Origin of the sequence: Planobispora rosea (assembly GCF_014648175.1) — a bacterium.
In the GTDB taxonomy this organism is placed as follows: domain Bacteria; phylum Actinomycetota; class Actinomycetes; order Streptosporangiales; family Streptosporangiaceae; genus Planobispora; species Planobispora rosea.
This window is the reverse complement of record NZ_BMQP01000025.1, coordinates 83,057-92,856: the sequence shown is the minus strand read 5'-3', so window position 1 is coordinate 92,856 and position 9,800 is coordinate 83,057. Positions and strand designations below refer to the sequence as shown.

Annotated in this window: 6 protein-coding genes; 1 reads left to right on the top strand and 5 read right to left on the bottom strand. The window is 69.9% G+C overall.

What is annotated here, in order from left to right; genetic code table 11:
• Positions 1-62: 62 nt before the first annotated feature.
• From IEZ08_RS23940 to IEZ08_RS23925, 4 genes are all read right to left on the bottom strand, one after another.
• The gene (locus tag IEZ08_RS23940) at positions 63-1,100 is read right to left on the bottom strand and encodes an LLM class F420-dependent oxidoreductase (protein ID WP_189242929.1); all 1,038 of its coding nucleotides are present in this window, start codon (positions 1,098-1,100) and stop codon (positions 63-65) included.
• Between the two features lie 196 nt (positions 1,101-1,296).
• A complete protein-coding gene (locus IEZ08_RS23935; RefSeq protein ID WP_068923383.1) occupies positions 1,297-3,285 on the bottom strand; it encodes a tetratricopeptide repeat protein in 1,989 nt (662 codons plus the stop codon).
• A 4-nt stretch (positions 3,286-3,289) separates the two neighbouring features.
• Entirely contained in the window at positions 3,290-4,153 is an 864-nt protein-coding gene (locus IEZ08_RS23930; RefSeq protein WP_068923384.1) for an SIR2 family NAD-dependent protein deacylase, read from the bottom strand.
• Between the two features lie 93 nt (positions 4,154-4,246).
• Entirely contained in the window at positions 4,247-4,411 is a 165-nt protein-coding gene (locus tag IEZ08_RS23925; protein ID WP_189242928.1) for an FxSxx-COOH-like cyclophane-containing RiPP peptide, read from the bottom strand.
• A gap of 273 nt (positions 4,412-4,684) precedes the next feature.
• Between IEZ08_RS23925 and fxsT the strand changes: the two genes are divergently transcribed.
• Positions 4,685-7,216: an FxSxx-COOH system tetratricopeptide repeat protein gene (fxsT, locus tag IEZ08_RS23920; protein WP_068923385.1), complete on the top strand. Its 2,532-nt coding sequence runs from the start codon at positions 4,685-4,687 to the stop codon at positions 7,214-7,216.
• A gap of 39 nt (positions 7,217-7,255) precedes the next feature.
• Here fxsT and IEZ08_RS23915 read toward each other — a convergent pair whose 3' ends face one another.
• Positions 7,256-9,796 carry an FxsB family cyclophane-forming radical SAM/SPASM peptide maturase gene (locus IEZ08_RS23915; protein WP_189242927.1) on the bottom strand — a complete coding sequence of 847 codons (2,541 nt, stop codon included), beginning with the start codon at positions 9,794-9,796 and terminating at the stop codon, positions 7,256-7,258.
• Positions 9,797-9,800 lie beyond the last annotated feature (4 nt).

Genomic DNA, 9,800 nt, shown 5'->3' with positions numbered 1-9,800 from the left:
AGCGGCCCGGGAGGCGGAGGCCGGGGCGTGGGTGACAGGAGACGAGCCTGAGACGTGGTCGGTCAGGAGGCGAGCTCCGCCAGCCAGCCGAGCTGTTCGAGGCGGTCGTCCACGGTGGGGGCGTTCAACCCGACGATGAGGGTCGTCGCCCCCGCCTTCCGGTAGGCGTCCAGCCGCTCGCGCACCCGGTCCGGGGTACCGCAGAGCGTCAGGGCGTCCACCATGTCGTCGGGCAGCTCCTCCATCGCCTCGCCCATCCCCCCGTCGAGGTAGGCGTCCTGGACGCGGGCCGCCGCGGCGGCGAACCCCAGGCGGTGCGCCAGCCGGTTGTAGAAGTTGACCTCCCGGCTGCCCATGCCGCCCAGGTACAGCGCGAGCATCGGCCGCACCATGTCCCGGGCGTAGTCGGCGTCGTCGTCCACCATCGCCATCACCATGGGGGAGACGGAGATCTCCGCCGGGTCGCGCCCGGCCAGGCAGGCGCCCGCGCGCAGGTGCTCCAGTGAGTCCGCCACGTGCTCGGGCGGGAAGTGGATCGGCAGCCAGCCGTCGGCGATCTCACCGGCGAGGGCGATCGCCTTGGGGCCCATCGCCGCCAGGTGGATCGGGAGCGGCTGCCGTACCGGCTCGATGGCCAGGCTCAGCGCCTTGCCGCGGCTGTCCGGCAGGGGCAGCTCCAGGGTGGGACCGGCGTGACGCACCGGCTCCCCGGCCAGCGCGGTACGGACGACCCGCACGTAGTCGCGCAGGTGGGTCAGGGGCCGCTCGTAGCGGCGCCCGTGCCACCCTTCCGTCACCTGCGGGCCGGAGACACCGAGGCCCAGCCGGAACCGGCCGCCGGACAGGCGGTCGACGGTCGCCGCGGCCATGGCGGTCGCGACGGCGGTGCGGCCGGAGACCTGGATGATCCCGCTGCCCAGCTCGATGCGTCCGGTCCCGGCCGCCAGCCAGGCCAGCGTCGTCGCCGGGTCGGCGCCGTACCCCTCGGAGGCCCAGGCCGACTCGTATCCCAGCCGTTCCGCCTCGCTGACCAGTCTCAGCTGCTCGTCCGGTCCCGCCGCGACAGGTCCCAAGGTGCCGATGCTGAATCCCAGGCGCACGATGCCTCCTCACGCTTTCTAATGGTGATCGCATCATCTCCGGAAGCAGGCGTCCCGCACAGGGCATATCCCGATAAAGGGTGTGTATATCTATAAGTAGGATTTATCGCGGAATGGCCGTATTTCCTGAAATGTCGTATTTAATGACGTGCGACGGCACGCGTCGCGCCGGCTGCGATGCCGCGGGCGGCGGAGGTCACCCCGATCCCCGACCGGCCAGTTCCTCGGCCTGCTTGCGCAGATGCGGCGGGAGCGCAGGGTTCAGCGCACCGAGCGCCCGCGAGGCCAGCTCCGCAGCCCTGGCATCCCGGCCGAGCAGGGCGTTGACGCGGGCGGCCCGGAGCAGGACCGGCCCGCTGCCGGACTCCGCGGCCAGGGCGTCGAGCATCTCCTGCTCGGCCGCGTCGAACCGTCCCGCCAGGGCGAGCGCCAGCGCCCGGGCCGCGACCGTGCCGGGCTCCTGGCTCTCCCGCACCCGGTTCAGATCCCGCAGGGCCTCCGAGGCCAGGTCCATGTCCGCGTGGATCTCACCGCGCAGCGCGAGCGCCTCGGCCGGCGGCCGGTCCGCGAGCGCCACGGTGCTGTTGAGGAAGGTGAGAGCGGCGCGCGGCTGTCCCGACCACCAGAGGGCCTGACCGAGGGCCAGCCGCGCGGGCAGGCCGTTGGGCGCCCATCCGAGGGCGGACTTCAGCAACTCCACGGCCCGGCCGGGGTCACCCTGCGCCAGGTGGAGCCGGCCGCTCGCGGTCAGCGTCCGGGCCACCGCGTTGAACTGCTGGAGCATGGCGAAGGACTCCGTCGCCTCCTCGAAAAGACGGCCGGCCTCGTCGAGATCCCCGCGCAGGACCGCGGCCTCCCCCAGGATCTCGCACGCCTCGGCCCGGACCCACGCCTCGTCGGGGGAGGACAGGCGCGCCGCCTCCTTGGCGAGCGTGTGCGCCGCCTGGCCATCCCCTCTGGACAGCGCCGCCCGTGCGTCCGCCAGATAGGCACCGGGGTGCCCAGGGCTGCGCACGGCCGCGATCAGGCGGTCGTGCTGCAGTTCGTACCAGCGGATGCCCAGGCGCTGCTCCGCTTTGAGCAGGTGGCAGTCCTCCAGCGCCCTGGCGACGACATTGGGCATCCCCGCCGTCCCCTGGAGGCCCTCGTAGACCAGGTTGCGCGTGCCGTGCTCGGTGACGAGGGCGCTGCGCAACCAGTGCCGGATCTCGCTCGCGGACACGCCGTGCTCTGCCGAGACGCGGGCGAGCACCCGCTCGCAGAAGCCGGTCAGGAACCGGTCGACGTCCACGTGCAGGCTGACGTGTTCCGTACTGATCTCGGTGAGGTGCTCCGGCAGCGACTCCCACAGCGCGGAGCAGACGACCTGGAGCTGGACCGGCTCGACCGCGTCCAGTGCCAGCGTGGTCGTGTGCCCCTCGTCGTCGACGATCGTCACGATACGCAGATCGTCGACGAGCAGTTCGGCGGCGCCGGGGGCGAAGGAGCGGCCGGTGCGCTCCAGCGGCTTGGTGGTGGCGTCGAGCGCGGCGGTACGGCTGAGCGGGCGCAGGTGGAACCTGGCCCGCGAGCCATGGCCGAGGGGGCGCTCGTGCGGCAGCACCGCCGCCAGGTGCTCCTCGCGCAGCGACAGCAGCAGGTGAAGCCCGTCGTGATCCTCCACCGCCCGGGCCAGCTGCTCCAGCAGGGCCTCCCGTTCCTCCTCCTGCTGGACGGGCCCGCTGAACAGCTCCTCGGCCTGGTCGATGGCGGCCAGCACCGGGAGCGGGTCGCCGTAGCGGTCGATCCGCTCGGGACGGCGCCGGAGGAACTCCGTGACCGTCAGGTCCACCAGCGCGGACGGATGATCCCCCGGAGACCAGGCCGACAGCAGCGCCAGGACGTAGGGGTTGCCCGGCACCCGGGGCGAGGACGCCGTGATCCTGCGGGGGGACACGCGCGCGACGGGCAGCACGTCGGCGCGCTCCGCTTCGATGCGCGGCAGGATCCCCGCGTGCAGCAGGGAGGTCTTCCCCACGCCCGACGTGCCGTACAGCACGGTGAGCCCGGTGGCCTGCCAGATGGTGGCGATGTCGCGCGACTCCCGCTCGCGTCCGAAGAACAGCCCGTGCTCGCTCTCGCGGTAGGGGCGCAGCCCGACGTACGGCCGGACATCCCCTGCTGTGCCCGCGGTCTGATGTGTCACGTGCTCACCCCATTCTCCGCCGGAGCTCGTCACAGAAGTCCGACGCGGTGCCGAGGTAGATCGAGATATTCCAACCGTTGAGGTAGTGGGTGAGGTACTGCCGCGCCTTGGCCTCCGCGTCCCCTGCCAGATCACTGATTCTGGGCATCAGCTGCACGCTCACGTGCCTGCGCTTGTTGCTGCGCGGGATGTTCCGCGCCAGGCCGTGGAAGAGCACGCGGAAGGTCCAGTCCTGCAGGCTGTAGCCGATGAAGAGCAGAGGCTGGGAGGTCATGGCCCGCAGGACCGGCATCGGGATCAGGCGCCACGCCTCGGAGGCCGCCGTGTCCACCAGGTTGACGAGGTAGGTCAGGTAGTCGTGCTCGGTCAGCACCAGCGACGAGGGGCGGGTCCACGCACCGTGCAGGTGGTAGACGAGGGGTTTGTCCGGGGTGGGCTCCGGAACGACGAGGGCGCCGGTCGGATCCCTGTCCCAGGGGGAGATGGCGCTGTACGGCTCCTTGCCCGTCGCGCGCAACGCCCTGAGGAGGAAGTCGTCGTAGTTCGTGGTGAGGAAGGTCCGCATCGGGAAACCCGCCAGCAGCGCGTGCGGGTCGGCGGGGTCGCCCGGAGGCGGGCGCCTGCACGAGCGGAGCCGCCGGCAGACCTCCTCCTTGAGGTCCACCGGATCCTTGACGACCGACTCGGCGTATTGCATGACCCGGGCGAGGTTGTGGCCGTCGGTGAACGGGTAACCGTAGCGGGTGGCGAACTCCTCGCTCAGCTCGGAGCCGGTGGGGAGCGTCAGGCAGGCCCCCGCGCCGAGGAAGGGTGTGCAGTCGCCTCTGCGGAGCTGGTTGATCAACCTCTGCCAGTCGGCGTTGTCCACTACGCCATCCCGAGTGCCGGGGAACAAATCCCTTGAACACTCTATGTGGCACGCCGATGATGCCAAGTCAAGGCGTTTTTCGCATATACGTGTTCAAACGGTCGCGGAGAAACCCGCCACTGGGCCGGCGTTTTCCTCGCCGAGCATTCTGTGTAGTGCGGCACCGACGTCGATGGTGTCGAGGTCTCTTAGGCTGAGGTCGGAAACGTCGACCAAGCCGTGATACTCGTCGGCCGGTGCGAGAGACTCCCCGTTCATGCATTCCCCCGCGCTATCCTGGTATGGCATCGATGCCGACGTGCGGTGACTCCGCGCGCGTAAGCATACCCACCTTCTTTCCGCGCCGCCATCTTTTCTAACCTTCGAACGTGCTTCCGGTCTCGTTGACGGTCGTCCGAATTGGCGAAATAAGGATGATTCAGCGGATTTAGGGTTCGCGGGGCCTCGCCATGGGACTCTGGCCTCCTGAACAATGCCTTGAGCGGGGCCATCAGCCTAGTCTGATCGCAGTCAGTGAGCGGAGGCGGTCGCATGTCGGTTTCCCAGTCCCACGAGGCGTCGCGAGCCGCGGAGCGCCAGCCGCAGGTTTGGGGCAGGGTACCTCAGCGGAACAAGAACTTCACCGGCCGGGAAGAGCTTCTGGAGAAGTTGCACGCCGGTGTCACATCCAAGGTGACGGCGGTTGTGCCGCACGCCCTGCACGGGTTCGGTGGGGTCGGCAAGACCCACGTGGCCATCGAGTACGCCTATCGGTACCGGCACGAGTACGACGTGGTCTGGTGGATTCCGGCTGACCAGCCGATGCTGGTGGGCTCGGCCCTGGCGGGCCTGGCACCGCGGTTGGGCCTGTCCTCCTCCGTAGCCGGTATCGAGGACACCGTGGAAGCTGTGCTGGACGCGTTGCGGAGAGGCGAGCCGTACTCCCGATGGCTTCTCGTCTTCGACAACGCCGAGAACCCGGAGGAGATCAACGAGGTCGTTCCCAGGGGGCCGGGGCACGTTCTGATCACCTCCCGCAACCAAGCCTGGCAGGGAGTGGTCGACACCCTGTCCGTCGACGTCTTCGACCGGGCGGAGAGCGTCGAGTTCCTCAAAAGGCGCGTGCCCAGAGGCATCACCGATGAGGACGCCGACCGGCTGGCCGATCATCTAGGCGACCTTCCGCTGGCGCTGGAGCAGGCGGGCGCTTTGCAGGCCGAGACCGGCATGTCGGTGGAGGATTACCTCCGGCTGCTGGAAGACCACACGGCTCAGCTCCTCGACGCCAACAAGGCGCCGGACTATCCGCTGTCCATGACGGCGGCGTGGTCGTTGTCGGTGTCGCAGCTGGAGACGAAACTGCCCGAGGCGGTGGAGCTCCTGCGCTGCTGCGCGTTCTTCGGTCCCGAACCCATTCCGCGCGACGTGTTCGGGGCCATGAGCGAGGAGCTCATGGCCCGTTCCCGGCTGAGCGGCCTGCTCGCCAGCCCCATTCTGCTCAGCAAGGCCATCAAGGAACTGGGACGCTACGCGCTCGCCCTGATCGACTCGGAGAGCCGGACCATCCAGGTGCACCGGCTGGTGCAGGCCCTGCTCCGCAACGAGGTGCCCCCAGAGGAGTGCAAAGCGTTTCAGAACGAGGTGCACCTCCTCCTCGCGGCGGCGGCGCCCGGCATGCCCGACGCGACCAGCCGCTGGCCTCGTTACGCGGAACTGCTCCCCCACGTGACCCCGGCTCGTCTGAAGCTCTCACGGGACCCGCTCGTCCGGAAGTTCGCCATCGACATGGTGCGTTACCTGTTCTCCTCGGGTGACTACGAGACGGCCCGGGAGCTTGCCGGGGAGCTCATCGACGAATGGCGGACCTCCACCGGGGACGACGATCCGGACGTGCTCTCCGCTCAGGGACATCTCGGAATCGTCCTGCGAGAGCTGGGTGATCACCAGGCAGCCTTCGAGCTCAACCGGGCGACCCTCGCGCGGATGCGGGAGGTCCTCGGAACCGACCACGAGGAGACCCTGCGCGTCACCAACATCCACGGCGCGGACTTCCGGACCCTGGGAGATTTCACCACCGCCTTGGAGCACGACCAGGAGTCACTGCGGCTGCACCGGGAGGTGTTCGGAAACGACCATGTGCAGACCCTGCGCGCCGTGAACAACCTTGCCGTCGACTACATGCTGGTGGGTGATTACGCTCGGGCCTTCGAGTTCCAGCAGGAGGCCTACATCCAGCACCGCCGCAATCCGGGGTCGGGCAGGCAGGAGGTACTCATCGCATGGAACGGCCTGGCCCGCATCGTGCGTCTGCGGGGTGACTACTTCGAGGCCTGCGACGTCGGCGAGGAGGCGTACGAGTACGGGGTCCAGTGGCTGGGTCCCGATCATCCCTGGACCCTGCGGACGGCCAAGGATCTATCCATCGCCAAACGCCGGGCCGGGTTGATCGACGAGGCGTTCGACCTTGCTCAGCTGACGCTCGAACGGGAGGAGCGCCTGTTCGGCCGCGGCCATCCCGACACCCTCGCCGCCGCCCTGTGCCTGGCGAACGTCCTCCGTACCAGGGGGGAGGTCGCCGAGGCGCTCGAACTGCTCCGGGACACCGCCGACCGATATCCGGAGGTGTTCCCCGACGATCATCCCTTCAAGTACGGCTGCGACATGAACCTCGCACTGCTCCTGCGGGTCAGCGGCGACGTGGAGGGGGCTCGCAGGCTCGACCGGAAGTCCCTCGACGGTCTCGACGACAGGCTTGGCAGGTCGCACCACTACTCCCTCACCTGCGCCATCAACCTGGCCAACGACCTGGCCGCGTTGGGAGACTCCGACGCCGCCCGGCGGCTGGGCGAGGACACCCTGGCCAGGCTGCGGTTGCTGCTGGGAGAGAACCACCCGCTGACCCTGGCCGCGGGGAGCAACCTGATCGTGGACCTGCGCGCCGCGGGCGCGGAAGAGGAGGCCGACACGCTGGCGGCCGACACCTTCAACCGCTACCGGGAGGTGCTGGGCGACGACCACCCCGATGTCCGGGTGGCCGTGCAGGGAGAGCGACTCGACTTCGACTTCGACCCGCCCGCCCTCTGACCACCCGGCGGGACGCCTGATGCCGCTGGCTGCCGGTCGTCAGCTGTTGGTCGCGTGCCAGACGGCCAGATGGTGCTCCGCGCGTTCGCGGGCCAGGGCCCTGGAGGCGGCGGGGACCGGCTCGTCGGCCCAGCGGTCCAGCTGGTCGGCCATCTCCGCGACGAACGCCGTCCCCGGCTCGGTCAGGAGCCCGCTGCCGAGTATGGTCTCGGTGACCATGCGGGCGCCCGCCCGCCAACGGGCGAACTCGGCGCCGGCCTCCACCGCCGCCTCACCGGTCTCCAGGTGGCGCTGGCGCCGCCAGAAGTCGGCCACCCCCAGGTAAGCGTAGGCCCCCTGAAGCAGGCCGGGAACCGGCCGGGGGTCCGGGCGCCAGGGAGCGTAGTGACGGGAGCCGTCGTCGGGCTTGGTCAGGGGCACGATGTCCAGCAGGGCCGAGAGCTTGGCATGCTGTGTCTCGTGGGCCAGCGTGACCGCGAGGGTTGTGGCGTCCGGAGGGGTTGACAGGGCCACGCAGCCGAACGTCTCGCGGGAGGTCGCGCTCGACTGCCCCTGCTCGGGCGGGACCAGAGGGGTGAACACAGTGATCGCGGCGGCCACCTCCCCGGCCACGACCGGATGGTGCCGCACGAGGAGGCTCCACGCCCCATCCAGTGTGGACTGCCAGCGCCGCACCTCGGCCGGGGTGAGCCGTCCGCCCATGTTCGCCGTCCCGGGCATGCGGTAGGGATCGAGGTCGTCGATCACGACGCGCAGCGGAGTCTCCTCCGCCTCGGCGGACAAGGTACGTAGGCCTCTCCAGCCGGGGGCATCCTGTCGCGGGTCGCGCGGGACGCGCACGACCGTGCCGTCGGCCATGACGTCTGCCCCGTCCGCGAAGCAGTGCGCGGTCGCCCCGGAGAGGGTCGGCGCCAGGACCGCCTGGCCCAGTGAGGGCAGGGTCACCACGCCCTCCACCGCGGGGACGTCGATCTCGCAGACCGTTCCGGACCGGATCGCCGCGGCGGCGGCCAGCCCGGCGAGCTGCTCCGGCGCCGCGTCCTCGCGCCCGGTTACGAGCGCGGTAACCGTGTGCCGTGCCCAGGCTCCCACCGAGGGATGGCGCAGGACGGCGTCGACCGCCTCGGGATGGTCGCGCTGGACGGCGGCCAGGAGATCGTAGGCGCGGCGGACGGACGCCGCGCGCGGGTGACCGACCTGCCGTGCGGTCTCCAGAACGCCTCGGACAAGCAGGATGTGTTTGCTGCGCTGCGCGGCGGCGAGCTGGGCGACGGCGGAGGCGCCGCCCTGTCCGGCGGCCAGTTCCGAGAACGTCCTCGCGGGGATGCGGTGCTCACCTAGGTGCATCGGTGCTCCTCGGCCGGGGCCTGTGGATCGGCTGCGGCGTTCCTCGCCACGGGCTCGGGGACGAGCCTCGACGGCGTGCTTGATGTGGGTGACGAGCGTGAACAGGTCGGGGCAGTAGACGGATGGGTTGGCGAACCCGTGGCCCTCCCGGTAGCGGTGCGCGTACAGTCCGCCCCCGCACACCTTCGCGATGGGGCAGCGCCGGCAGGTGGCGGAGAGCGCCCGTTCGCCGATCTGCCGCGCGACGATCGCGGGGTGCCGCAGGACATCGTCGAAAGAGCTGCGTGTCACGTGCAGTCCGGTCTCGGCCGCCCCCTGGTAGGCGGACTTCAGGAAGTCCGACTGCTCGATGCTCCCATCGGTCTCCACGACCACCATGGCGGCGGGAGAGAGGCCGACCTGCTCGGTCGCGGACGAGCCGCCGAGGAGAAGGCGGATGATCTCGCTGAAGAACCGGATGCGGGTGGGACGGTGGGCCGCGTCGTACCAGCGGTCGAAGATCGGGATCAGCCAGTCGGCATACGGCGTCGCGCCGGACTCCGGATCTCGGCCGGGCGGGGGTGCCGACCAGTTGCCGTGCGGGAGCAGGAAGTCGATCGCGGGAGGGCCGAACGCCAGAAGGGCCTCGTAGGCGCCGAGGGGATCGTTCCTGAGGTCGATCGTGCACAGCAGCCCACCGAAGAGGTGCCGGTAGGCGGGTGAGGTCAGCAGGCCGAGCGCCGTCATGACGGCGGAGTGACTGCCCTGGCCGTTGGCCCGGCGGCGGCTGCGATCGTGCATCGCCGCGTCGCCGTCGAGACTCACTCCGACGTGGACGTCCAGCTCGTCGAAGAGCCGGAGATACGGAAGATCGAGCAGCGTGGCGTTGGTCTGCAGGCTGACCTTTACACGCGTGCCGCCGACGGCCGAACGGACCCCGGTGACGATGTCCCGGATCGCCTCCCGGCCGGCCAATAGCGGCTCTCCGCCGTGCAGGATGACCTCGATCGCGTCGATGCTGTGGGAATGGACGTGCTCCGCGATCCGCGTGACCGTGGCGGAGGCGGTTTCCGGCGCCATCTGTTTCGGCCGGGTCCGCCAGCTGGAGTCGGCCATCTCGTACATGTAGCAGTAAGTGCACGCCAGGTCGCACCGACTGTGAATCTTCAGGATGAACTGCCGGAACGGGGTCGGTCGCCAGCCGCCGTCCACCAGTTCCCCGACGTCGAGGTTCGACGGCCACTCGCGCACCATCAGC